General features: G+C 62.2%; 21 protein-coding genes. 1 reads left to right on the top strand and 20 read right to left on the bottom strand.

Translation table 11 applies throughout. The features are described 5' to 3' along the window. Positions 1-92 precede the first annotated feature (92 nt). The 11 genes from Q4S41_RS14040 to Q4S41_RS13990 form a co-directional block, all read right to left on the bottom strand. Positions 93-1,577 (bottom strand): hypothetical protein, encoded by a 1,485-nt coding sequence (locus tag Q4S41_RS14040; protein WP_305031756.1) that lies wholly within the window; start codon positions 1,575-1,577, stop codon positions 93-95. Continuing rightward, positions 1,574-3,619, bottom strand: coding sequence for a beta-N-acetylhexosaminidase (locus Q4S41_RS14035; protein ID WP_305031755.1), 2,046 nt, complete (start codon positions 3,617-3,619; stop codon positions 1,574-1,576). Before Q4S41_RS14035 ends, Q4S41_RS14040 begins: the two co-directional genes overlap by 4 nt. Before the next feature lie 158 nt (positions 3,620-3,777). Continuing rightward, positions 3,778-5,127 (bottom strand): DUF58 domain-containing protein, encoded by a 1,350-nt coding sequence (locus Q4S41_RS14030; RefSeq protein WP_305031754.1) that lies wholly within the window; start codon positions 5,125-5,127, stop codon positions 3,778-3,780. 25 nt (positions 5,128-5,152) lie between these two features. Then, positions 5,153-5,608, bottom strand: coding sequence for a hypothetical protein (locus Q4S41_RS14025; RefSeq protein WP_305031753.1), 456 nt, complete (start codon positions 5,606-5,608; stop codon positions 5,153-5,155). Positions 5,609-5,711: 103 nt separating this feature from the next. After that, positions 5,712-6,848 (bottom strand): AAA family ATPase, encoded by a 1,137-nt coding sequence (locus Q4S41_RS14020; RefSeq protein ID WP_305031752.1) that lies wholly within the window; start codon positions 6,846-6,848, stop codon positions 5,712-5,714. Continuing rightward, positions 6,849-7,124 carry a hypothetical protein gene (locus Q4S41_RS14015; protein WP_305031751.1) on the bottom strand — a complete coding sequence of 92 codons (276 nt, stop codon included), beginning with the start codon at positions 7,122-7,124 and terminating at the stop codon, positions 6,849-6,851. Then, the gene (locus tag Q4S41_RS14010) at positions 7,121-8,623 is read right to left on the bottom strand and encodes a DUF4350 domain-containing protein (RefSeq protein ID WP_305031750.1); all 1,503 of its coding nucleotides are present in this window, start codon (positions 8,621-8,623) and stop codon (positions 7,121-7,123) included. The genes Q4S41_RS14015 and Q4S41_RS14010 overlap by 4 nt, the downstream gene beginning before the upstream one ends. Next, complete coding sequence (locus Q4S41_RS14005; protein WP_305031749.1) at positions 8,623-9,471, bottom strand: DUF4129 domain-containing protein; 849 nt, start codon at positions 9,469-9,471, stop codon at positions 8,623-8,625. The genes Q4S41_RS14010 and Q4S41_RS14005 overlap by 1 nt, the downstream gene beginning before the upstream one ends. A 63-nt stretch (positions 9,472-9,534) precedes the next feature. After that, the gene (locus Q4S41_RS14000) at positions 9,535-10,545 is read right to left on the bottom strand and encodes a hypothetical protein (RefSeq protein WP_305031748.1); all 1,011 of its coding nucleotides are present in this window, start codon (positions 10,543-10,545) and stop codon (positions 9,535-9,537) included. 75 nt (positions 10,546-10,620) lie between these two features. Further along, the gene (locus Q4S41_RS13995; protein ID WP_305031747.1) at positions 10,621-11,577 is read right to left on the bottom strand and encodes a hypothetical protein; all 957 of its coding nucleotides are present in this window, start codon (positions 11,575-11,577) and stop codon (positions 10,621-10,623) included. A gap of 18 nt (positions 11,578-11,595) precedes the next feature. Next, entirely contained in the window at positions 11,596-12,555 is a 960-nt protein-coding gene (locus Q4S41_RS13990; protein ID WP_305031746.1) for a stage II sporulation protein M, read from the bottom strand. A 131-nt stretch (positions 12,556-12,686) separates the two neighbouring features. Here Q4S41_RS13990 and Q4S41_RS13985 point away from each other — a divergent pair, with 131 nt between their 5' ends. Further along, entirely contained in the window at positions 12,687-13,406 is a 720-nt protein-coding gene (locus Q4S41_RS13985) for an RDD family protein (RefSeq protein WP_305031745.1), read from the top strand. 89 nt (positions 13,407-13,495) lie between these two features. Here the strand turns inward: Q4S41_RS13985 and Q4S41_RS13980 are convergent, their stop codons facing one another. From Q4S41_RS13980 to Q4S41_RS13940, 9 genes are all read right to left on the bottom strand, one after another. Then, entirely contained in the window at positions 13,496-15,019 is a 1,524-nt protein-coding gene (locus Q4S41_RS13980) for a RagB/SusD family nutrient uptake outer membrane protein (protein ID WP_305031744.1), read from the bottom strand. Between the two features lie 13 nt (positions 15,020-15,032). Beyond that, positions 15,033-18,230, bottom strand: coding sequence for a SusC/RagA family TonB-linked outer membrane protein (locus Q4S41_RS13975; RefSeq protein WP_305031743.1), 3,198 nt, complete (start codon positions 18,228-18,230; stop codon positions 15,033-15,035). 349 nt (positions 18,231-18,579) lie between these two features. Beyond that, a complete protein-coding gene (locus Q4S41_RS13970) occupies positions 18,580-19,293 on the bottom strand; it encodes an SDR family oxidoreductase (protein WP_305031742.1) in 714 nt (237 codons plus the stop codon). A gap of 134 nt (positions 19,294-19,427) precedes the next feature. Continuing rightward, positions 19,428-20,966 carry a carbon-nitrogen hydrolase family protein gene (locus Q4S41_RS13965; RefSeq protein WP_369811308.1) on the bottom strand — a complete coding sequence of 513 codons (1,539 nt, stop codon included), beginning with the start codon at positions 20,964-20,966 and terminating at the stop codon, positions 19,428-19,430. Between the two features lie 362 nt (positions 20,967-21,328). Continuing rightward, positions 21,329-22,483: a hypothetical protein gene (locus Q4S41_RS13960; protein WP_305031741.1), complete on the bottom strand. Its 1,155-nt coding sequence runs from the start codon at positions 22,481-22,483 to the stop codon at positions 21,329-21,331. Positions 22,484-22,555: 72 nt separating this feature from the next. Beyond that, positions 22,556-23,212, bottom strand: a complete 657-nt coding sequence (locus tag Q4S41_RS13955) for a CoA transferase subunit B (protein ID WP_305031740.1) — start codon at positions 23,210-23,212, stop codon at positions 22,556-22,558. 158 nt (positions 23,213-23,370) lie between these two features. Continuing rightward, a complete protein-coding gene (locus Q4S41_RS13950; protein ID WP_305031739.1) occupies positions 23,371-24,780 on the bottom strand; it encodes a serine hydrolase domain-containing protein in 1,410 nt (469 codons plus the stop codon). 21 nt (positions 24,781-24,801) lie between these two features. After that, on the bottom strand, positions 24,802-25,047 hold the full coding sequence (locus Q4S41_RS13945; protein ID WP_305031738.1) for a hypothetical protein: 246 nt from the start codon (positions 25,045-25,047) through the stop codon (positions 24,802-24,804). Beyond that, entirely contained in the window at positions 25,040-25,420 is a 381-nt protein-coding gene (locus Q4S41_RS13940) for a hypothetical protein (protein ID WP_305031737.1), read from the bottom strand. The genes Q4S41_RS13945 and Q4S41_RS13940 overlap by 8 nt, the downstream gene beginning before the upstream one ends. Positions 25,421-25,436: the final 16 nt, after the last annotated feature.

Genomic DNA, 25,436 nt, shown 5'->3' with positions numbered 1-25,436 from the left:
TCATGCTGAGCGGAGTCGAAGCATCTCTACCACGCAAGTAATTCATTTAGTATTGCGAGAGAGATGCTTCGGCTGCGCGCAGCATGACGTTCTTATTGCACCGTGCGCATGGTATCGCAGCACACATCGGGTACTTCGAAGTACCGCTCCATCACGCCGTTAATGTTGCCTTCGCAGCCGGGCGTGAGGTCAATATCGAACTCAATATCGTTGCTAAACCGGCGCAGCGGAATCAGCACCCGGCCGTAGGGGAGGCGCAGGGGAGGCAGCGTCACATTGGGCTGCCCGGTGCGGTGGGCGGCGCGCAGCGCGGCGAAGCGGGTTTGCATCTGAGCATCGAAAGACGCGGCGCTGGTAAGCAATTCGCGCCAGGCCTCGGGCACGTGGCCGGTCAGGAACACGCCGGTTAGCAGCAGGGGGGGCACCAAGCCGGTGCGCAGCCAATTCGGCCAGTTGGTCGTGGCCCCGAAAACTTGTTGTGCGGCCAGCCAAGCCAGCAGAGCCGTTGAAATCAGCATCACCAGCAGAATTTCGTTTTGCGCGCGCATGAGCGGCGGGCCCACCACGACGTAGCGAAACAGCAAAAAGCCAGCGAAATGGAGCGCCCCAAACGCGGCCAGCAGCACCCACCACTGCCGTCGGCTCACCGAAACAACTACGCCGCCCGCCTGGCGGTACCAGCGGCCCAGCCACCCGCCGGCGCCGGCCGCAGCCAGCAAACTCAGCAGAATTTGCGGCTTGAGAAGAAACAAGGCCAGCGAGTACAACGTGCGCGGCCCCAGCACCAGCCAGCGGTAGGCGTGCAACGGGTCGGATGGCGGCGCCATGGCGATGACGCGGGCCCAGTTGCCGGGCGCTACTACTGCCGCTGCCGTGGCCGCGCCGCCTACCGCCAGCCAGAGCCACAATTTTGGCCGCGCTGCGGTGGGCAAAAAGGAGCCCAGCACGACCAGCACCGGCAGGGCCTGTACCAGCGTTAGCTCGTTGCCCACCAGGGCCAGCACCAACGGCACGCAAGCCCAGCCGGCGGTGCGCCAGGGCCGCGCCGGCTGGCCCCAGCCCACGCGCAAGGCCAGCGCCGTGAAATTGAGCAACCCAATCAGCGGCACCTGGTAAGCCACCGCGCCGCAAAACCAGTACAAAAACGAAAAAGGCGCGGGCGCCGCGTTGCAAAAAAGCGCCAGCAGCAGCCCCGCCACCCAAAACGCCGTACCCCAAGAGCACGCCACCCGCAAAGCCCTGTGAAAGAGCACCCGGATAAGATGCGCAACACTGAGCCACTGCGCCACAAAAAGCGCAGCTGTGATGGGCTTCACCCCGCCCAGCCAGCCGTAGGTGACGGGGTTGAGCCAAGTCATAAAAACCGTGGAGGTGTAGCGGCCGGTCCAGGTCAGGTACAGCCAGCTTTGTACGCCGGCCAGACCATGTTGCCGCGTCCAGTAAGCATCGCGGAAATCATCGAAAAACGGCTGATTGAACGCTGTCAATAGCAAAAAAGGAGCCAGCGCCAGCAGCAGGCCCAGCCGCAACAGCAGCTTGAGCTGCTGCCTTCCCAAGGTGTCGGAGTCGGGCATCACGGGGCCGAAACACCCGTTAAGGCCAGTTTCCGGGCCGTTTTCACCACGGCCAGCTCGGCCTGCCCGGCCGGCGCCTGGGCTGCATCCAGCGTCTTCCTGGCCGCGGCCAGCCACGCCGCCGAAGGTGTCTGGCCGGCTTGCAACTGCGTGAGACGCTCCAGCAGTAGCCGGGCCACCGCCGCCAGATTGGTGGAAAGCGGGGCGTACTCGCGCAGCGTCGGACTCAGCAGAAACTGCGGTTGCAGCACCACGTCGTTGGCCTGCCAGCGTAGCAGTTGGGCCCGTAGCGCGGCTGTCTGCCGTTGCGAGGCGGCCGTGCGGCCCGCCGCCGTGGCGCCGCCCGCCAGCACGCTATCCACCAGCACCCCAAAGCGTCGGGCCACTTCCGACTCGGCCGGGGCGGCGTCCACCAGCCGGTTGAGCGGCGTAGCGGTTGTGTAGGTGAAGCCCTGAAAATGCCGCTTGTATTCCTTCACCGGTTCCAGCACCTCGGCCAGCGTGTGCAGTGGCGCCACATTGGTGCTACCGGCCATCTGCTTGAGCAGCAGTTCGGGCACGATGCGGTGGCGCAAACCCAGCGTTTCCAGTTCGGCCGAAATGACGGGCAGGCGGCGGTGGAAGTCGGCCACGCTCTGGGTGGCGGCCTGGGGCGACCACAGCCGCTCGGCCACGGCCGCTGCCCGCGGCCAGATGCGGGAGTCCAGCACCACGGAATCGGCGAATTCCGCCCACATGGCCGCTTCGCCGCCCAGCACCAGCTTCTGCTCAGCGGGCGTGAGGGGCGTGTCGGGCGGCAGTGGGTCGGTGAGGTAGGAACTGGCGGCGGTGTTGTTCAGGTCGAGGTAGTACCCGTTCGAGAGCAGCACCGGGTGGCCCAGCTGGGCCGCATCCACCAAGCCTTTTTTGCCGCGCCAGCTTTGAATAACGGTTTCCTTGGGCAAATCAGGGCCGAGGATTTCATCCCAGCCAATCATCGTTTTGCCGCGCTTTTGCAGCAACGCCAGCACGCGGCGATTGAAATAAGTTTGCAGCTGGTGCTTATCCACGGTTTTACCGTCAGCTTTCACCATTTTGTTGGCCTGCATATAGGCCACGATGCGCGGCGTGCGGCGCCAGTTGCGCCCGTCGTTCTCGTCGCCCCCGGCGTGGAAATACGGGTCCGGAAACAGCGCCGTCATCTCGGTAAACAGCGAATCCAGGAAGGTATAGGTGGTTTCGCGCGTGGGGTCGATGGCCACGTTGGTGGTGCGCCACGAAGTGTAGGGCGCGTAGGTCGAGTCGTTGGATTTCAGGCGTGGGTAGGCCACAATCCAGCTGGTGGTGTGGCTAGGCATGTCGAACTCCGGTACTACCCGAATGCCCCGCGCCGCCGCGTAGGCCAGCACCTCGCGCACCTCGGCCTGGGTATAAAACAGGCCGTCGGTGCTGCCCACCGTGTGCAGGCGCGGAAACACCAGGCTCTCGACGCGAAAGCCCTGGTCATCGGTCAGGTGCCAGTGCAGCACGTTCAGTTTCACGGCCGCCATGCCATCAATATTTCGCTTGATAACGGCCACGGGCATGAAATGCCGCGCTGCGTCAATCAGCAGCCCGCGCCAGGCAAAGCGCGGCTGGTCCTGAATGTCTACCTCGGGCAGGTAGCGCTGTTTTTTCTCGGCGATGGGCAGCTGCTCCAGCGTGGCCAGCGCCCGCAGCACGCCCAGGCTGGTGGGGGCGTCGATGCTCACGCCCATCGGTGTCACGCGCAACGAGTACCGCTCCTCGTCAAACTTCTCGGGCTTACCCACGCGGCCGTACCGGATTTGCAGCACCGGGCCGGTGGGCGGCTCGGCCGGCCCTTGCAGGCGCGTGAGCAGCCGGCGCACGGCTGGGCGCACTGCCGGGTCGGGCGAGTTGTCAAGCTGAAGCCTGAGTGGCTTGCTGAGGCTCAGGCGGCCTTTGCCCCAGCGCATTTCGGCGGGCACGGGCAGCAATGTCGATGCCGGCTGAGCCCGTCCCGATTGGGCCGCCAGCATAAGCAACGCCAGCAGCCAAAGTCCCATTTTTTTTAGTCTGTCGGCCTTCCGCATCATGTTTCGCTAAAGATTTTTCCTGCCACAGCTTACAAATACGCGTCCACAACCGAAGGTCAGCAAAGCTAAAATCCGTGGAATCTGAAAAAAACCGAGCGAAACGAAGTTCGGCGTAGCCAATCCGTGGTCTATATCAACCCGCGGGCCTTGAATTCCAGGTACTTGTTGATTGTGTTCACCGTCAAATCCTTCGGCGCCGTCAGCAACGAATAAATGCCGTAGCGCTGCAATTCGAGCACAATCTGGCGCTTTTCCTGCGCAAATTTCTCGGCGATGGTCTGATTGTACACGTCCTCCGTCGTTTCGGCCGGCGTCTCTAAAAACTCCCGCAGCTCGGTGTTCTCGAAGAAAACCACCAGCAGCAGGTGGTCTTTCGACATGCGGCGCAGGTAGGGCAGCTGCCGCTGCATGCCGTGCAGCGTCTCGAAATTAGTGAATAGAATCAGCAGGCTGCGCTGCTTGATGCGGGCCCGAACCGTGGCGTAGAGCAATTCGAAATCGGTTTCGAGGTACTTGGTTTTCTGGCGGTAGAGGATTTCGAGCAGCTTGAGTAGGTGGCCGGGGCGGCGGTCGGCGGCCAGGGTGGCGCCGGGTTGATTTGAAAAGGTGAGCAGGCCGGCCTTGTCGTGCTTGAGCAAGGCAATATTGCTGACCACCAGCGTGGCATTGATGGCGTAATCGAGCAAACTCAGCCCGTCGAAGGGCATGCGCATCACCCGGCCTTTGTCGATGAGGCAGTACACCTGCTGGGCGCGCTCGTCCTGGAAGTGGTTCACCACCAGTGCATCGGCCGCGCCCGTGCCGCTGCGGCGGGCGGTGGCTTTCCAGTTGATGCTGCGCGGGTCGTCGCCGGGCACGTAGGGCCGGATTTGCTCGAACTCCATGCTGTGGCCCACGCGCCGGATGCGCTTCACGCCTACTTCCGTGAGGCGGTTGTGGATGGCCAGCAGCTCGAACTGCCGCATCTGCAGAAACGAGGGATACACCGGCACCGTGCGGCCCTGCTCGTAGCGGAAGCGCCGCCGCACCAGCCCCAGCGGCGAGGCGGCGTAGATGTTCAGCGCCCCGAACTCGTACTCGCCGCGCTTGGTAGGCCGCACCTGGTAGTTGATGATGGTGGTTTCGCCCGGCTTCACGGCGGCCCGAAACAGCACATCGCGCCGCTGAAACTGGTGCGGAATCTCGTCAATTGTCTCCGTCCGAATCGGGAAGCGGTAGCGGTTCTCGAGGTAAATCTGCACGTCGTTGTCCGAGCCGTTGGCCAGCTTGTCGCCCATCACGCGGCGGCCGAACACGGGTGCGGTTTTGTTTTTCGACGGAGCATAAAGCAGCAGCGCATCGAGTAGCGCCAAGACCACGAACACGCCTAGCGCAATCTGCATCGGCCCCAGCAGCCACGGCAGGAAAAAAGCCACGATGAAGCCGATGGCCAGAATAGTCACTAGCAGGAAAAAGCGCCGGGTCAGGAAAAAGCTCATTATTATGCAGCAGCGGCTGAGAGTCTTAAGTGGCAGAATTATTACCATCCCAAATCGTATATCCACCGCCATGATTAGCAATAATAAGGTAGTGGTGCGGGTCTTCTTCGGGGCTCCCTTTACCAATCTGCCAGGGCTCTGTGCAAGTCTTGTCGGCGGGCTGACCACGGAAAGCCAGATTTCGGCCGTTGTCGAAGTTGATTGTCAAAGTGCCTGTATCACTGCACTGAATTCCAATAATCTTTCTCAGATTGATACGACTGAATAAAATCAGCGCCTGTTCGTTGTTGGATAGATTTGAAGAGTTGAAATCCAGATTATTAGAGAATATTTCAGTGTCAATTGAAAGTGTGTGGTCTTCAGGAGTATCATCTCTGAACACAATGCATAGAAACTGATGAAAGAGCCCAAAGCTTTCTACTGACGCGCCCAAAAGCTTGCGTTTTAGGAGTGCGTCGGCGGCTTTGGTGTTACTATTCATGAGTTTGGACGGTAGGTTGTGCGGTATCACATCTCAGGGCTGGTCGCATTGGGAGGACGGATTGCCGCGTTCCGCTGCGCTTCACTCGCAATGACAGACGATTTTAGCGCGGCACCTCAATCTGCTGCATAATCTGCTTCACCACGTCGTCGGGCGTGCCGCCTTCCATCTCGCGCTCGGGCGTGAGCATGATGCGGTGACGCAGCACGCTGGGGGCCAGGAACTGCACGTCTTCGGGCGTCACGAAGTCGCGGCCGCGCAGGGCGGCCAGGGCTTTGGCGCCGTTGAGCAAGGCCAGCGAGGCGCGGGGCGAGGCGCCCAGGTACAGCGACTTGTGCGCCCGCGTCTGGCCCACCAGCTTGGCGATGTATTCCAAAATGTTGGCTTCCACGCGCTGCTGGCGCACTTGCTGGCGCAGCGTGGCTAGGTCAGCGGCGCTGAGGATGGGCTGCACGGCTTCCAGGTGGGTGCTGCCCAGGCCGGCGTGGTGGCCGCTGAGAATCTGCACTTCCTCGGCCAGCGTGGGGTAGCCCACGTGCAGCTTGAACAGGAAGCGGTCGAGTTGGGCTTCGGGCAGGCGGTAGGTGCCTTCCTGCTCCACCGGGTTTTGGGTGGCCAGCACCAGGAAGGGCTCCTGCATTCCGTAGGTGGTGCCGTCCTGCGTCACGGTGCGCTCCTCCATCACCTCAAACAGCGCCGACTGCGTCTTGGCGGGCGCGCGGTTGATTTCGTCAATCAGCACCACGCTGGCGAAAATAGGGCCGGGCCGAAACTCAAAATCCGCCTTGCTCTGCCGAAATACCGAGGTACCCAGCACGTCGCTCGGCATCAAATCGGGGGTGAACTGAATGCGGCTGAACGGTACTTCCAGCGTGCGCGCCAGCAGCTTGGCCATGAGGGTTTTGGCCACGCCCGGCACGCCTTCGAGCAGCACGTGCCCATCGGCCAGAATGGCGGTGAGCAGCAGCTCCAGCAAGTCGGTCTGGCCCACGATGATTTTACCGATTTCCGCCTTAATGGCTTCGGTTTTGGCCGTGAGGCGGGCGAAGTCGGTGCGCGGGCCGAAGGTGTTTTCTGGCGCGATGATGGCCTCAGAGGCGGACTGAGTTTCAGGAGCAGCAGGCGTTTCCGAGGCGTCAGTGGCCGGTCGGATGTCGGCGGGCTGGGATGCGGCTGGGGTACTGCCCGCCGTGTTGGGGGCCGGGGTAGGGGAGGTCAGGTCGGGGTTTTCGTTTTCCATTTACAAAGTGCTGGCGTAGCCAATGAATGTCTGGGCGGTTTCCTCATCGGCGCAGGCCGCGAGCAGTTCCGCATGAATTTTAGCGGCGTAATCAGCCGAAACGAGTTGGTGATGATAGCGCTTCAGGTCTTGCAGCAGCTCGGCCAGGTTGTTCCAGTCGAGGCCATCCATCAGGGCCATTTCGGTAGCCGAAGCCTGCTTGTAGAAGTGCCGCAAATCCCACTGGTATTTGATGAGCACGGCGAGCTTTTCAACGGTGAGCAAGTGCGCATTCATCGGCCGGCCTCCCGTTTAAAATCACCGAGTGCCTTGCTTAGCTGCAGCAGCTGCTGGTCCGTCATTTGGGGCGCAGTGCGGGCAAAGTTTACCAGCCGCAGCAGCTCATCCACGCGCTGGCGGGTGAGGCCCGATTTCTGGCTTAGCCGCTCGCGGAAGTCGGCGTCGGCAAAGTCGGGATTGGTTTCCTGGAAGCGTTGGCGCAGATAGTCCATAAACAGGGCCACCTTCTTTTCCCCAATCAGCGCGTGGTTGCTGCCCTGCCGGTAGAGGCTGGCCACGGTGCGCGTAAATAGCAGCGTGGTATTGGGCAATGGCTTGATGGTGGGAATGATGCGCTGCCGACGCCGCGCTTCAATCAGCACAAACAGCAAGCCGCCGAACAAACACAAATAATACGCCCAGCGCAAAGCCTCGTGGGCAAATACCACCCGCAACAGCGACTGCTCGCCCACCGGCCCCTGCTTCAGGTACTCGTCCCATAAGGCCCGGCGCGCGGGCAGATACGCCAGTGCCGCCTCAGCAAACCGCGCCGTGCGCGGCCGCAGCAGATAGTAGTTGGTGAAAGCCACCGGCGCCGTGCAGAGGTAAAAATGCCCCCGCCCGTAATCAATGCGAACAAATACGGCGTGGCCCTGCGCATCCGTGGCCAGGGTGCGCCCCACGCGCCCCGAATCCACCTCCAGGTACTGCTCCACGCTGACGCCGGGCAGCCGGATGTGGGCCCGCGCCAGAGCCGGATTGGTGAAGCGCAGGTCGACGGAATCGATGGAAAAAATGCCCTTCAGGTTTTTGGAAGACGTAAGCGCCCGCTCTTTCACACCGAAGCCCAGGCTGTCGCGCAGTAGCCCGCGCTGGCTGCGGAAGTATTTGGCCGCCACGAAGGCATTGTTGCCCCGGGCTACGTACTGCAGCAGCGCCCGGGCGTCGGTCCGACTCAACTCAAAGCCTTCATTAATAAACAAGTAGTTGGCCAAGCCCGCGCGGAGCGGAATGGCGTCGGCCGATTCTTCCGGCTCCTCTTCCTCGTATACTTCGTCCTCATCAGCTGCCGTCTGAGCGGTCGAATCGGTGGCGGCCGATGCCGTGGCGGTGGAGTCAGCCTCCTCGTTCGTCACCGAGTCGGCCGGTTCCGCGGCAGCCGCCACGGTGGCCGAATCCGTTGCCTCAGACGTCGCCGTGGTATCGGTCGACGCTTTGTGCTTGCGCCCGCGCAGGAGGTCTTCGGGCGTGGGCGCCCGGAGGCCATCATATTCATCCTGCGTCAGGCCGGTGAGTTGGCTGTACACGGGCAGGCGCACGGTTTCCACCGAGTCGGTGCCGAGCAGGCGCGGCAGTTGGTCATACAGCACGTAGGTGCCGTAGGGAATCTTGTCTTTGTTGATGTAGGTCGGGCTCCAGTCCAGGGGCTTGGGCCGGTTGTATTCCAGCGTCACGTAGCCCGCAAACAGCAGCGCCACGCCCAATAAATAGAGGCGAAAGGTGGTGAGCTGCGGCATCAGGCGGGCTGGGGAATAGAGGCCGAAACGGACGCCGGGCGGCCCGCGAGCAGGCTACTCACGGCGCGCTGGCTGGCGCGGGCCTGTTGGTAAAGCACGGCATTGAGGCGCAGGTCGCCGTACCACACGTACTCAAACTCGCGCGTAGCCCCGCGGAAAGCCTCGCGCAACGGCCCGGCCGCCAGCTCCGCCAGGTAGGCGTGGTTGGTTTTGTCGGGCTGCCATTGAATAAAGCCGCCATCGGTCAGGTGCTTCAGCACTTCGAGGTAGCCCAGGCGGGTGGCCAGGCGGAAGTTGCCGGCGGCCTCGGCCTCGGCAATACGAGTGCGGAAGTCCACTTCGTGAATATTCTCCGAAGCCGTGTCGTAGGCCAACTGCCCGCGCCGGCCCGAGCGCCCGAAGGCGGCCGTCACGTCCACCTGCATCAGCTTGAGCACGGCATACACCAGCAAGGCCAGGACCACCGCGTACACGCCGTATTTCCAGCTCAGGCGGCCGGTGGGCGTGTCGAACAAGCTGCCCAGCCAGCGCCAGATGCGCGCCCAAAAGGCCGCCCAACCGTCGGTGCTGGCGCTGGGCTCTTCGTAGCGGAAATCGCGCTGGCTGGCCAGCTCGCGCAGGCGGGCCGCGTCGAGGTGGCGCGAGGGCAGGGCCGTGGTGCGGTCGGGCGGCAGCGGCTTCGGGCGAAATTCGGCCTGCGCGGTTTTCGGCCCAGGCGTCGGCTTGGGCGCCGCCTGAGTGCCCAAGCCAGCCGCCAGCAGGCACCCGGCCAGCAGCAGGCGCCGGGCCACGCGGCCACCCGGCCGGCTGCCCTTCGTCAATACAAGCTTTCCCAGGGACTCACGCACGCCAAAAACAGACAACGGCCGTAATCAATCGGTTATAATTTCGCCAAAGCTAGCCGCCGGGCGCTAGTATTCGCCCTCCTCGTCGGGGCGATAGGTGGCGCTGCTCACCTGCGGCGCCGTGGTTTGGCCCAACTGGCTTATCAGCTGGCGCAGGCCCACGCCCTCGCGGCGCTCCACCAGGTTGAAGTACTGGAACAGCATGGCCACCAGCGGCAGCACCGCCGTGAACACCCAGCCCAGGGCGTAAAAGCTCATGGCCGCCACGCTCAGCAGCTCCATGTCGAACTCCCAGTGCAGCAAGACCTTGCTCATCATCAAGGCATAGAAGGGAATGATGAACAGATAATTGATGACGCCCGTGATAAAGCTGATTATCAAATACAAACCCAGCGTCGACCACCATTTGCCCTTTATCAGGTAAAACGAGCGGCGGAAAGCGGCTGTCACGCCGCCGTCTTCCATCCAAAGGGCCGGGAAATACAGCGACAGGCACACGCCCACCCACAGCAGCAGGGGCCCCATCAGCACGATGAAGCCCGGACCGATGAGGCTCAGCGCGCCGCCAATCACGCCCATCCCAATCACCATGATGATGCTGATGAGCAGCCAGGCGCCAATTACGCGGCCCAGCCGGGCCCACACCACGGCCCACACGCGGCCGGGCTCCACCCGCTCTTCGGGCGGCGTGGCCATGCGCACGCGCACAAAGCCGTACACCGTGCTCGAAAGCAGGATGAACGCCGCCAGAAAGCCCAGCGCCGTGAGGCCGATGCCCAGCACGGCGGTGGCATTGGCGAAGGGGTTGGTGGGGTCGTATTGTTGCGCAATCTGCACCGGCCCGCCCAGCCGGTTGCGGCCAGTGGGGCCACTAGGTAGCATGCCCAGCAATTTGCTCATAAAGAGGCCCATGCCGATGCCTGCCAGCAGCGCACCCGGCAGCACAAAGTAGAGCAGGCACTTCATAAGCGGCTTAAACTGGGCCACCACAAACTCGAAGGTAGCGCCGACTTTGGCCCCAAAATCCCGCTCGCGCCGGAAGTCGGCTTCGCGGGTAAATCTGCTTTTTGCTGGCATCACCGAAAGGTAGGAGTGTGCGTTGAAATGGTTGAAATGGCTGAAAGGCGGTTGGCTGGCTGAACCCGCCAAGGGTTAATACTCGCCTTCGTCGGTGGGCTGGTAGGTGGCGCTGCGAACCTGCGGGGCAGGGGTTTTACCCAGCGTATCCACCAGCAGGCGCAGGCCGGAGCCTTCGTGGCGCTCCACCAAGTTGAAATACTGGAAAGCCAGCGCCAGCAGCAGCGGCGGGTAAAGCAACAGCGTGGAAAGGCTGGCAATGCAGGCAATGACCACGCTCATCAGCGGCGACCGGGTTTGTGCGGCCTGCAACATGGCCGAGAACCCGCCCGAAGCCAGCACTGCCACGCCGCCAACACCTGCAACGACCACATAGTAGAGTAGCAGCACCAGGGCAATGAGGCCGAACGTCGACCACCACTTGCCGCGCACGAGGAGCCAGCAACGGCTGAGCGTGGCGCCAAAGCCGCGGCCTTCGTTGAGCTGGACGATGAAAAACAGGCTCAACACAACGCCGAGGTACAACCCGGGAACCAGCAGCAGAAAGAAGCTTGCCCCCACGAGCAAACCCACCATCCAAAGCGACAGGAAGGAGCTTAATAAGTTGCCGCGCACTTCGGCCCACACCTCCGCCACCGTGGGCGCCGGGCCGGGCGTGCGCCGCTGGGCCAGCAGCGTCACATAGCCATAAAGGCTTAAAATCAGCAGAATAAACGAAATGGAGCCAACCAGCGAACCGAGCCAGTAGGCCGGCGAAAAGAAAAAGCTTTTTAAGTAGCCGGCCTGCAACTCCGTTGTGCCGCCGGGGCGGGTAAACTGGTCGGGCGCCGGGCGTGAAAACACCACTGGCAGGTAGCGCTGAATCAGGGCCTGCAACACGCTGCGGACCAACAGAACGGGCAGCATCACATAAGCCAGCACCCGGCCCAGCGGCCGCCAGTGGGCGCCGATGAACTCCAGCGTGGCCGAGATTTTCTGGCCGAAGTCCCGCTCGTGGTAAAAATCAGCAGCCTGGGTAAAAGGGAGACGCATGAGCAGCCCGTGAGAAACCTAAGTGGAAGAAACCAGGGCTTGCCGCCGTGCCAGCTGGCGCGGGTAGAGCCCGAAATACCAGCCGATGAAGGCCGCCGACGTGCCAATAATGCCCAAGCTGGCGGCCAGCGGCATTTCGGTGTGGCGCGTCACGAAGCCTTCCAGAAAGCCGGCCACCACAAAAATGGGCACCAGCCCAATGGCGATTTTCAGGCCGTCGCGCGCGGCTAGCCGGAAGGCTTCGGCCCGGCTGAATGTGCCCGGAAACAGGATGCCCCGCGCCATGACAAACCCCGCCGCCCCGGCCACGACGATGGCCGAAATCTCCAGCGTGCCGTGAATCCAGATGGTAAGCACCGAGGCCTTCAGCACGTGGTAGTGGTGGAAAAAATACTGGAACGCGCCCAGCATCAACGCATTCTTAAACATCATATACAGCGTGCCCCCGCCCAGCGTGACGCCCATCACGAACGTCATCAGGGCCACATAAATGTTGTTGGCCGTAATGCCCAGAAACATTAGTGTTTCGCCCTCCTTCTTATACACCGCCATGGGGTCGCCTTTGCGGATGTTTTCGATGGTCTGGTTCACGTAGCCATCGCCGAGGATAACGCGCACAAACGAGTCGTCATAAGCCGCCGAAAGCGCGCCCAGGGCCGTGAACACCAGAAAGATGAGCGCCGTGAAGGCCAGTGTGCGGTGGTGCCGCGCCACCACCAGCGGCAACTCCACGGCCCAGAAGCGAGCGAAGCGGCCGTGGTCCTGGCGCTTGTTGGCGTAGAGGCGCTGGTGCACCTTGCCGGCCAGCCCGTTGAGGTAGGCCGTGGTGGGCGAGGTGGGGTAGAAGGTTTGGGCGTAGGCCAGGTCGTCGGTGAGGGCCACAAAGCGGGCAGCCAGCTCGTCGGGGCCCACCTGGGGCCGCTTTTCGTACTGCTGCCAGCGCACTTGGTTCTGGCGCAAAAAAACGGCTTCTCGCATGGTTCAGAATTGAAGGCCTTAAAGATAGGAAGCCGTCGTTACCAAACTACCCGCGCCGAAGCGGGCAGCGGCGAAGTTTTGCGCGGCGCCGGTTTTCCCGTTTCTTCGTTCGAAATTCCAATTGCTACCGCATGGCCACCGTCCGCGTCCACACTGCCCAAAACGTTTCGCTCGAATACGAAGTCGCCAGCCTCGGCGACCGCATCGTGGCCGCCATTCTCGACTATCTCGTGCTCGGGGCCTGGATATTTGCCTGCGGGCTGGTGTACTCCGGGCTGAGCCTCCAGGGCAATGCCGCCTCGGTAGGGCTGGGGTTGGCGATTGGCGTGCCCTACGTGTTCTATCATCTTATCAGTGAGGTGTTCTTCAACGGCCAGAGCATTGGTAAGCGGGCCCGCGACATCCGGGTGATGCGCCTCGACGGCACCGCGCCCAGCGTGGGCGACTACCTGCTACGCTGGCTGCTGCGCCTCATCGATACCGGTTTGTTTGGCGGTCTCGTGGCCATCATCACCATCGCGGCCAACGGGCGCGGGCAGCGCCTCGGCGACCTGGCCGCCGGCACCACCGTGGTGAAAGTGCGTCCGCTGGCTACGTCGCCGCTGGCCCCCGGCCTCAGCCCCATTGCCGGCTACCAGCCGGTATTTCCACAAGCCGCCCTGCTCGCCGACCACGACGTGGCCTTGGTGCGCCAACTGGTGCAGCAAGCCAGTGCCCGCGGCAACTACGAGGTACTCAACGAAGTAGCCAACAAGGTGAAGGAAATCACCGGCATTCGTACTGATTTGCAGGATGGGCCCTTCCTCCAAACCGTGCTGCGCGACCACGCCCACCTGGCCGCCAGCGCGTAGAAAAATAGCCTGCATCAGAACGCAAAAAAGCGGCTTGCCCAGTCTGGGCAAGCCGCTTTTTTGCGGTTGCAGCCGAAGCTTACGGGCGCCTAGTTGCGCGTCATCAGTTTGTTGGTAGCCAGCTCGGTCGAGGGAATTGGCCACACGTAGATGGTGTTGGTGGGGTCGATGGCCGGTACGGAGCTTTTGGCCGGAATCGTCGCCAGCAAGCGCATCAGGTCATGGTTGCGAATGCCTTCACCCAGAAACTCAATGCGCCGTTCCAGCACAATGGCATCAGCCATGGCGGCCGCCGACGTGAAGCTGGCAGCCGTGTAAACGCCGGCCGCATTCGAGCGGCCCCGCACCGCGTTGAGCAGTAGCAGCGCCTGCGGGTCGATGGTGTTAGTGGAGCGCACGCGGGCTTCGGCCAGGCTCAGCAGCACCTCGGCGTAGCGAATGGCGGGCGCTTTGTCGGTGTAGGGCGAGCCCGTGGGGTACTTCTTGAGGAAGGATTCGGAGGAAGTCCCCGTAGTCACCACCGCCACAAAGCTGGTGCGGCGCGCATCAGTAGCGGCAAAAGCCGGGTTTGCCAGAATGCCGCCCGCGGCGGTATTCAAGCCGTACTCACCGCCGCCACCCAACGAGGTAGGTAGGAAGTAGTAGGCCAGCTGGTTTTGGGTTCCGGGCGGGTCCTGTGCCGTGAAGGGGAAGCTCAGGATGCTCTCCGTGGTTTCCTGCGGCACGGCAAATACGGCGGCAACGGAGGCGTTCAGGGAGTTGGGCACCCCCGTGGCAGCCGTGAAGGGCGCTGCAGCGGGCACAATCTTGTTGGCTTCGGTGATGACGTTGGCATACTGGCCCATGCTCAGATACACCCGGGTTTTCAGGGCAATGGCCGTGTTGCGGTGAGCGCGGGTCGTGTTCAGGGTGCTGGCGGCGGCACTGGTGCCGTAGGTCAGCGGCAGGTTCTGCTCGGCAAAGTTCAGGTCGGCCAGAATCTGGGCGTACACTTCGGCCACCGAGCTGCGAGCCAGGTCGTTGCCGGTGTCGTCGGTTTCGGCGCGCAGGCGCAGGGGCAGGCCGGGCTTGCTGCCGTTGCCGTCGGCGTAAGGCCGGGCGTAAAGCTGCAGCAGCGAGTAGTAGCAAAGCGCCCGCAGCAGCCGAGCCTCGCCCCGGTACTGGTTGGCGGTGGTGCCAAAGTCGGTCGGGAACGTGGGCGCCACAAACTTGGCCGCGTTGGCGTCCATGCCGGCCAGAAACACGTTGATTTGGTTGATGGCAGCGTAGCCGGCCCCCCAGGTGTTGATAACGTCGTTCTGGGACGCTTCGGTGAGGGTGTGGTTCCACACGCTCTGCCCTGTCACGCCGTTCGATGTGCGGTTGATGAAGTCATTGGCCCGGATGTCGCTGAAAATCTGGTACCGGCCGCCCAGAAAGCTGCCGCTCTTCGTGTAACTGTACAGGTTGTTCACCTGCAGGGCAATGCGGGCCGGGGTGTCGAAAACGACTTTATCAGAAAAGGCAGTAGTCGGCGTGGGGTTCAGCAGGTCGGGGCGGCAGGAGAAAGTACCCAGGGCCAGAAATGCTGCACAAGCTGCCAAAGCGGCCTTTTTGGTTATAATTCGGTTCATCGGAGATAGTCGGTTAGAAGCCAATGTTGAAGCCAACGGTGTAGGTGCGGGCCTGGCCCACCGAGTTGCGGTCGACGCCGGCGGCGGCATTGTTGGCGCCGTTGGTGGAAATCTCGGGGTCGATGCCCGAGTACTTGGTCACGAGGGCAGCGTTTTGCACTTGCACGTAGAGGCGGGCGCTGGCCACGTTCACGCGGCTGAGCAGCGTCTGGCCGAAATTGTAGCCGAGCGACACCTGGCGCAAACGGGCAAAATCACCCTTTTCCACGTTCGACGACATCACGATGGTCGAGCCGTTCGACACGTTGTCGCCATACACCACCCGCGGCCATTTGGCGCCGGTATTGTCAGCCGTCCAGTGGTCGAGGATGTCCGATTTGTTGTTCCAGAAGCGCTGGTCGTGCAGGCCGGCATTGGTGCCGTTGTAGATGTAGTTGCCGCCTGAAAACTGCACGAACACGCCCAAATCAAAGCCCTGGTAGCGGAACGTGTTGTCGAGGCCGCCGTAGTAGGTTGGCAGCACGGGGCCGTAGTACTTGCCGTCGGCCAGCTGCGTGGGGGCCGGCACGTTCGCGCCGTCCATAGTGGTCCAGCCCGTCGAGCCCACGCCCGTGGTGCCCTGGTGGTTGTATTCCACCACCGAGCCATCGGCCCGTTGCAGCATGCGGCGGCCGTTGCGCGGGTCGACGCCCAGCGAGGGAACGGCCAGAATTTCGCCAATCGAATGGCCCACTTCGGTGTAGTTCGACGTTTCGAGGCCGCCCGAGGAGGGCGTGCCGATGCGCTGGCCTTCGCTAGCCAGGGTCAGAACGCGGTTTTTCAGCGTGGTGACGTTGCCGCTCACCGTCCAGGTAAAGGCCTTGTTCTGAATGGCATTGAAGGTGAGATTCAGCTCAATGCCCGTGTTTTGCATCGAGCCCACGTTGGCCAGGATGGTGTTGTTGAGCGTCGTGCTGGGAATGCCCTTCGATGGTGCTTGCGGGGCACTCAAAATCAGCCCGTCCACGAGGTTGCGGTAGTAGGCGAAATCACCCCGCAGGCGGTCCTGCAAAAAGCCAAATGACAAGCCGACGTCAGTTTTCTTGCTCACCTCCCAGGTCAGGTTGCTGTTGGCGGCGTTGGCGAAGTACAGCGAAGAATTAGCGCCGTAATACCCCGAGGAGTAGGAGGAAAGAAACGCAAAGTCGTCGATGCCCTGGTTGTTGCCCACGCTGCCGTAGCTGCCGGTCAGCTTCAGGAACGAAAACGCCTGGGCAAACGAGGAGTTTTTCCAGAAATCTTCTTCCGACACCACGTAGCCCAACGAGGCGCCGTAAAAGTTGCCGTACTTTTTCACGAAAGCCGAGTAGCCGTCGCGGCGCACGGTGAGGCTGGCCAGATACTTGCGGTCGTAGTTATAGTTGAGACGCCCGAAAAACGACACCAGGTAGTTAGTACCCTGGTAGTTGCCTGCCGCCGCAATGTTGGTGAAGTTGCCCTGGAAGGTGTTGAAAAGCGGGTCGGCTACGCCCGTCCGGGTAGCGCCCCAGCGCTGAATGTCGGTGGCCTGCTGCTCGTTGCCCAGCAGCACCGACAGGTTGTGCTTTTCGCCAAACGTGTGGTCGTACTGCGCGGTGTTCTGCCAGTTCCAGCGCTTGTTGGTGCGGTAGTAGTTGCTCGCCGAACCCACGGTGGAGTAGCCATCGCCGGCCAGCGCCGTGTAAAACGACTTGTCTTCGAAGGAAATGTTGTTCAAACCTACCGTGCTGCGCACGTGCAGACCCTTGGCAAGCTCCACGTCGGCATACACGCTGCCTTCAATCTGGCTGCCATCGGAATTGAAGTAGTTGTTGTCCAGGTCCACTACCGGGTTGTAGTAGCCCGGCAGCAGCGCGGCCCCCGTGGTGGGGTTGATGTTGGGCCCGGCCCCGATGCCGGCGCCGTTGGTTGCGGGGGTGCCGTCGGCGTTGTAAGCCGGAATGTTGGGGGGCAGCACCAGCGGCAAGCGGCCCAGACCGGCCGTGCCAAAGGCGCCTTCGCCCACCGAGCCCGAGTTGGGCGACGCGTTGCGGGTGCTCGAATAGCCCACGCGCATGCCCACCGTTAGCCGGTCAAACACCTTATGGTCCACGTTCAGGCGGGCCGAGATGCGCTTGAAGCTGTTGCCCACCAGCATGCCTTTCTGGTCGGTGTAGCCCACCGAGCTGTAAAACGACGTCTTTTCCGTGCCACCCGAGAAGTTCAGGTTATGCGACTGCGAGAAGCCCGTGCGGTAGATGTAGTCGTACCAGCGGGTGTCGTAGGCATTGCCGTTGGCGTCGGCCAACTTGAAGCCCTCGATGTTGGAGCCGGCCGCCCCGATGGCCACGCGGTTGGCGTTCAGGTTGCGCACGGCTTCGTTTTTGATGTTCACGTAGTCTTGGGCGCCCAGCACGTTGTAGAGGCGCACCGGCTTGGTCCAGCCCACCCACGTGTCGTAGCTGACGTGGCTCTGGCCCTTGCGGCCCTTCTTGGTGGTAACGAGGATGACCCCACCGGCCGCCCGCGAGCCGTAAATGGCCGTAGCCGAGGCATCTTTCAGCACTTCCATGCTTTCAATGTCGGCCGGGTTCAGGTTGCTCAGCGGGTTGTTTGGCACGCTGCCCACCGCCGACGAGTTGCCGCTGAACGCCGGAATGCCGTCAATCACCACCAGCGGCGCCGAGCTCAGGTTGATAGAATTTACCCCGCGGATGCGGATAACGGGCGGGTTGTTGAGCACGCCGTTGGGGGTGGTGATGTTTACGCCCGGCGCGCGGCCCTGCAAGGCCTGGTCGAAGCTTTGCACCGGAGCCGTGGCAATTTCTTTGCCGGTAATGGTGGCCACGTTGCCGGTCAGGTCGCGGCGTAGCTGGGTGCCGTAGCCCACCACTACCACTTCGTCGAGGCCTTTGGCATCGGTCACCAAGCCAACATTGATGGTCGATTTGTTGCCGATGGCCAGTTCCTGCGTGGCGTAGCCCACATAGGAAAAAACCAGCGTGCTGGCCGTTGGAGGCACCGCGATGGAGTACTTGCCCTCGACATCGGTCGAGGTGCCGAGCTTGGTGCCTTTCACAAGCACCGTCACGCCCGGAATCGAAGCGCCGTCGGAGCCTGCCACGGTGCCGGTCACCGTGCGGTCCTGGGCCCGCACGGTGTGGCACGTCAGCACCAGCAGCAGGGCCAAAAAGAGGAGTAAGGTTCTTCTCATGAGAGTAAAATTTTGATTAAAAAATGGTGAGTGAATTGGCGAATATAGAGAATGGATTTTTGACAACGGAAGCGCTGAATCGCATTAATTTTTTTAATCGGTTTTTGGGATTGGATGATTCGTTAGCGGTAATAATGAAGTTAATTAAAAGAAATGCCAAAGCAGATATAGTGAGTGATGCATCACTGCCCGGAATTACACACTGCTGAACATTAAAGCCCTGATTGATTTTGCTGAACAAAGGGTTGAATCATAAAAAAAGTCCGCTGAGCAGGGCTCAGCGGACTTTTTCGGAAAGCAGGATTTTCAGCCGCGACTCACTGGGCGCACTGCCCGGGCCGCAGCGTGCCTACCACGGCACGGGCTGGCCCTGCCAGGTCAGGAAGCTGCCGTTTTCTTCGGCGTGTAGTTGCTCGGCCAGCCGGATGATGCCGCGGGCCGAGTCGGCGGGCTCCTGGGTGGCGTGGTCGCCTCCCATGTCGGTGCGCATCCAGCCCGGGTCTACGAGCACCGAAATCAGGCCCATGTGGCCGACTTCGGCGGCCAGGCTGCGCATGTACATGTTCAGGGCGGCCTTGCTGGCGCTGTAGTGGTAGGGGTCGCCGGTGGCTTTCCACGTCAGGGAGCCCTGGCCCGATGAAATGCTCAGGATGCGGCCTTTCTGGCCGGCGCGCAGCAGCGGCAGCAGCGCCTGCGCTACCAGCAGCGGCCCAATGGCGTTCACCTGCATGGTTTCGATGGCGTCGTCGTGGGTGAGCTGGCCCAGGCGCTGGTGGGCATCGCCCGAGCCCGCGTGTGGGTACACGCCGGCGTTGTTGATGAGCACGTCGAGGGCATCGGTGTTGCTTCGCACGGCCTGCACGGCGGCGGTAATGGAATCGGCGCTGGCCACGTCGAGGGGCAGCAGCACGAGGCGGTCGGCATACTGCTGGTGCAGCTGCTGCAACTCGGTGGCTTGGGCCGGCTGCCGGCTGGCGGCAAACACCTGGTCGCCGCGCTCCAGGTACTGGCGGGTGAGTTCGAGGCCCAGGCCCCGGTTGGCTCCGGTGATGAAAACGCGCATGACTTGCGAAGGGATTGGTGGAGAAAGCGTGAGAATTTGGGGCTGCAGTTTACGCACAAAAGCCCGCCGGTTCAGCAGAGCCAGCGGGCTTTTCTCTGATTTAGAGGGATTGAAAAAGGGTTTCCGCCGGGTTATTACCCAGCCGCCACGGCCTTGCGGCGGCTGGGGCGCGCCAGTCGCTCGGTTCCCTGTTCCAGCAGCTCCTCGTCGCGGTCGGTCTTTTTCACGGTCCAGCTCAGCGAGTAGAGGTCCTTGCGGCGGTCGCGCAGGTTACGCACGGCGCCGCTGGTGTTCAGGTCCTTGAGCAGGTCCAGGTCCAGGTCGGCAATGAGCGTCATCTCCGTGTTGGGCGTGGCCTCGGCCACGATGGCATCGTGCGGAAACGCAAAGTCCGAGGGGCTGAACACGGCCGACTGCGAGTACTGAATGTCCATGTTTTCGACGCGCGGCAGGTTGCCCACCGAGCCGGTGATGGCCACGTAGCACTCGTTTTCGATGGCCCGGGCCTGGGCGCAGATGCGCACGCGCTGGTAGGCGTTCTTGGTATCGGTCCAGAAGGGCACGAACAGGATTTTCACGCCCTCGTCGCTGAGCATGCGGGCCAACTCTGGGAATTCAATGTCGTAGCACACCAGAATGCCGATTTTGCCGAAGTCCGTGTCGAAGCATTTCAGCTTGTCGCCGCCGCGCATGCCCCAGTAGCTGGCCTCGTCGGGCGTCACGTGCAGCTTGTACTGCTCGTCCACGGTGCCGTCGCGGCGGCAGAGGTAGGCCACGTTAAACAGCTTGCCTTCTTCGTACACCGGCATCGAGCCGGCCACGATGTTGATGTTGTAGCTCACGGCCAGCTCCATCATCTTGATTTTGATGGGCTCGGTGAAGGCCGCCATGGCCCGGATAGCCACCGACGGCGAGTCCTCGTTGGTGAGGGCCATGAGCGGGGCGTTGAAAAACTCCGGAAACATCACGCAGTCAGACTTATAACCACTCACCGTGTCCACGAAGAACTCCATCTGCTGCAGCAAGTCTTCCAGGCTGCGGGTGGCGCGCATCTGCCACTGCACAATGCCAATGCGGACGTTGGACTTGGTGTTGCCGATGAGCTTTTCCGTCTCTTCGTAATACACGTTAATCCACTCCAGCAGCGTGGCATAAGCCTTTGATTCGGAGTCATAAGGCAAATAGCCGCGGATGAGCTTACGCACGTAGAACTCGTTCGAAAGCTGGAAGGTGAGGATGGGGTCGACCAGCTCCTTGTTGCGCACCATTTCCACGTACTTGGCGGGCGTCATCTCGTTGGCATAAGCCGCGTAGCCGGGGATGCGGCCGCCGGCCACCATGGCGCGCAGGTTCAGGTTCTCGCATAGCTCCTTGCGGGCATCATAAAGGCGGCGGCCCAGGCGCAGGCTGCGGTACTCAGGGTCGACGAATACATCGACGCCGTAGAGGGTGTCGCCGTCGGGGTCGTGGGTGTCAAATTTGCCGTTGCCCGTGATTTTGGCGTAGGTGTGCTTATCGCCGTACTCGCTGTATTCCACGATGATGGCCAACGCAGCGGCCACCAACCGGCCGTTGTCCTCGATGCCAATCTGGCCCTCCGGAAACTTGCGGAGCAGGGCCGCAAACTCATCGGCCGCCCAGGCGCCTTCCATGTTGGAATACACCTTGTCCATGATGTCCTTGATGGCCTTGAAGTCGGAGCGGCGCAGGGTGCGCAGCACCAGCTTGTGGGCCGGCACGGCCGTGGGCGTGAGGCGCTCGGCCACCAGCGCGGCGGTGGGCGTGGGAACTTTTTTGGCGTGGGCGCCGCCGGGGGCAGCTTTGCCGTTCGCGGCGGGCGTGGTTTTGCCGTTGGAGTTGGAAGAAGAACTCATAAAATCAAAATTGAAAGTGCGGGGGAATAGCGGGCCGCCGCAGGAAGCTGCGAAGCCAAAGCCAGCCCCCACAAAATTACCCATGAAAAAACCCGTTGGCCGGGGTAGCCAACGGGTAAGCAAACGAAATACCGCGCAAAACGGTGCAGTTTGGGCCAAAATTACTCCCGCACCACGCGCCGGGTAGCCGTGCCCCGGGCCGTGCTGATGGTGAGCAGCGCCACGCCGCGAAAGCTGCCAAAAGCCGCCGCATCCAGCGTCAGCACCGGCCCCGACCCATTGAAAGCGCGCCGGAAAAGCTGCCGGCCCACCAAGTCGGTGGCTGTCACGGTGAGTGGCCCGGTGCCAGCCGGCACGCCCAGCGTGAGCGGACTGCCTACCACCGAAGGGTTGGGGTAAGCACTCAGCCCCGCATCCGTTGCGGCGTCGCGGGTGGCGAGGCGCACAATGCGGCGGTAAATGTCGCGGTACTCAACGCCGGTGATGGTTTCCTGGCCCGCCACCATCGTAGTGGTGATGGTGAGCACCGGCACGTGCTGGGTTTTGGCCAGCCACTTGTACTCGCGCGTCACCGGCACATCAAATCCCTGGCTGATGCCGCCCACCGAAACGCTGTCGTGGTCCTGCAGGCGCGTCACCACCCGCACCGTCTGGAAGGTGCCGAAGGGCGTGGTGAGCGTGCCCCAGGCGTCGGGCTTGTTCACGCGCTTGCGCTTCTGGCTGAGGTAGCCCACCCCTGCGGCCGCCGAGGGCGTGGTGAAGTAGGAGTTGCTCGAATCGGCCGCGCTGGCGAAGCTCAGCGGAAAGCGGTAAATAATGTCCTGCTGGCCCTGGCTGGCATACGTAACCGGCACGGCCGTGCCCGCCAGCGTACCCCCAAAGCCCACCGAACGGAAGTCCTGCACCGCCGCGGTACCGGTCGAAAGCTTGTAGAACTGGTAGGTATCGGTGATGGGCAGCACACCGGCCGCGGCCAGCGGCAGGGGCTGCTGCGCGGCCACCGTGGCTTGGTTCACGCCCCCAAACGGCCCGAACGTGAGGGCATATAACAACGACGTGGCCGTGACGGTGGTCAGCGGCACATACGTTTCCACGCGCTGCGAGGTGGGCACCAGGCTGGCGTAGTTCCAGGTCTGGTTGGCGCCGCGCCGGGTGAGGGGCGGCGCCGCGGCGGGCAGCACCGGGCTGGCCACGCTCAGGCGCAGCGAATCGATGCCCGCGGTGAGCGAGGGCATATCCGTGCGGTCGATGACAGGCGACGTCTGGGCCAGGGCCGGGCCGGCCAGCAGCAGCAAAAAGGGTAGGAGTGAGCGCATAAAGTCGGGAAAATGGGGGGCTACGAAGATACGTGCCGAACCACTTTCCAACTCCATGCGCCGCGTTGGGCTTTAAAGCGCCATCTCGGGCACTTCGCCCGCTGGCACCACCAGCTTGCCAGCGGTAGCGGCCACAATTTGCTCTACCGTCACGCCGGGCGCCCGCTCGCGCAGCACGAAGCCGTCGGGCGTCACGTCCATCACGGCCAGTTCGGTCACGATTTTCTTTACGCAGCGCAGGCCGGTGATGGGCAACGTGCAATCGGACAGAAGCTTGCTGCTGCCGTCTTTGGCCACGTGCTGCATGGCCACGATGATGTTTTTGGCCGAGGCCACCAGGTCCATGGCGCCGCCCATGCCCTTCACCATCTTGCCGGGAATCTTCCAGTTGGCAATGTCGCCGCGCTCCGACACTTCCATGGCGCCCAGAATGGTCAAATCCACGTGCTCGCCGCGAATCATGCCGAACGAGTCGGCCGAGGAGAAGATGCTGGAACCGGGCAGCGTGGTCACGGTCTGCTTGCCGGCGTTGATGAGGTCGGGGTCGACCTGGTCTTCCGTCGGGAAGGGGCCCATGCCGAGCAGGCCGTTTTCCGACTGCAGCTCCACGTTGATGCCGGCGGGTATGTAGTTGGCTACCAGCGTGGGAATGCCGATGCCGAGGTTGACGTAGGAGCCGTCTTTCACTTCCTGGGCAATTCGTTTGGCGATGCCGTGTTTGTCGAGCATGATAAAGGGATTTCGGGGTGGGAGGGGAGATGATTTTAATAGTAGAACGTCATGCAGAACCTAGCGAAGCATCTCGCGTGCAGCAGTTAATTAAATTAGCGACTGCGGTAAAGATGCTTCGCTTTGCATGACGTTCTTTTTTGCTTTTCGCAGCCGGCCTACGGCTTCTGTTCCGGTACAAACGCCTCGTAAACGGCCGCCTTAAACTTGCCGGCCAGGTCGCGGCCGGTGGAGTTGGGGTACTTCTGGGTGTAGATGAGGGCCACCAGCTTCGTCTTGGGGTCGACCCAATACGTGGTGCCAAAGATGCCGCCCCACTCATACGAGCCGGCCGATAGGCCGGGCACCTTGGCATTCTGGGGTGTCACGATGCTAAAGCCCAGGCCGAACTTGTTGCCGCCCTGGCTCACCTCGCCCATCTGGTTCTGCGTAATCAGGGCCACGGTGGCGGGTTTGAGCAGCTGGCGGCCGCTGTAAGAGCCATTGTTGAGCATCATTTGCAGGAAGTGGGCGTAGTCGTCAATGGTGGACGAAAGGCCCGCGCCGCCCGAAAAGTACGTGCCGCCCGATGCCTTCGGGTAGTTCGGATACATGCCGTCGTGCGGCTCCATGGGCACTGTCGCCTTGTTTTTGTCTTCTGTGTAGAGCCATGCGAGGCGCGCCTGCTTGTCGGCGGGCAGGTAAAACCAGGTATCCTGCATGCCCAGCGGCTCAAATAGACGCGTGCGCAGGTACTTATCCAGCGGCTGGCCCGAGAGCACCTCAATCAGCCGGCCCAGCACGTCCACGCTCAGCCCGTAGGTGAACCGCTCGCCGGGCTGGTGCATGAGCGGCAGCTTGCCTAGCGCATCCATCGACACCGCCAGCGAGCCCGATGGTGTACCAATGCCGCTCGGAATGTGCGCTTTGGCATAAATGGCCGTGGCTTCCCTGCTGCCAATAATCGGGTAGCCGATGCCCGACGTGTGCGTGAACAACTGCCGGATGGTGATTTCGCTCCGGGCCGGCACCGTGGTGTAGGTGGTGTCTTTTTCGTTGAAGGTAGCCAGCACCGTGGGGTTTTTGAACGCCGGCAGGTACTTCGAAATGGGGTCGTCGAGCTGGAATTTACCCTCGTCGTAGAGCAGCATCAGCCCGATGCTTGTAATGGCCTTGGTCTGGGAGGCAATGCGCACGATGGCGTCGGTGCGCAGCGGCGTTTGGGTGAACATGTTGTCGACGCCAAAGGCCTTGCGGTACACCACCTTGCCGTCGCGTAGCACCAGCGCGATGGCGCCGGGCACGTGCTTGTCGTAGCGGCGGATGGAACCGGCCGCCGTCGGCAGCGACAACGGGCCGTACGCGCCGCGCGAGCCCACGTCGGCGGTGTATTGGGTCAGCAGCTCGTCGATGCGCTGGGCCTCGGCCGGGTCGACGACGGGCGGGACTACTGCAGGGGCCGAGGGACGCTGCTTCTGCACGACGGCCGGGCGGGCCGGCGCCTTCCGGGCGGGGGCTGCCACCTGCGCCACCGCGCCGTAGCCGCTCAGTAGCAGCAGCAGTACGAAGGGTTCTTTGCGTAAAATCATGTAAAAGAATGATTTATTGAGCTATGAGGCCTTGGGAAGGGAACGGGCTGCCCGCCCGGCCGCTGCCAACCGCCGCAGCTGAAACCACTGCACCACCCGCACGCCCACCAGCAGCACCAGCAACCCGGGAATCAGCAGCAGCAGCACCCAGGTATTGGCTTCGTTGTAAGACGTGTGCGTGCGATTGGCCAGGTTCACCATGAAATCGGTGCAGTACCAGAACGCGAAATGTACAAATCGGGCGCCCCACGCAATCAAACTATTCACGGTACTGCGCTTTAAGTTGTCGGATGAGCACCGCATTGCGCAGTGCCCCATACGTGAGGCCCAGCAGCAAAAGCGGAATCAAAACCAGGTAAAAGGCAATATTGGCGGCTGCATACCACTTGCGCCCTCCGCCCATCAACCCCTGAATAGTGGCCACAAACAGCGGACGTAGCTTATAATAAGCCGGACTGTTGGCCGGCGTGGCGTGCGGGCAGCCGTAGGCTTCGCAGTAGCGCGAGCAGCGGCCGGCCAGCCGAGCAGTAGTAGGCGGCGGGCTGGTTTCGTTGATGTACACCCCGAAAGCCACCGGCACGGTGGCCAGCACCAACACCAGCAGCGCCAGCAGCAGGCGGATACGCAGCGCAACTCGCATAGCTCAAGGGGCTTAA

Origin of the sequence: Hymenobacter convexus (genome assembly GCF_030580955.1) — a bacterium.
GTDB lineage: Bacteria > Bacteroidota > Bacteroidia > Cytophagales > Hymenobacteraceae > Hymenobacter.
Note: the sequence above shows the minus strand (reverse complement) of the source record. Positions and strands in the feature narration are given on the sequence as shown.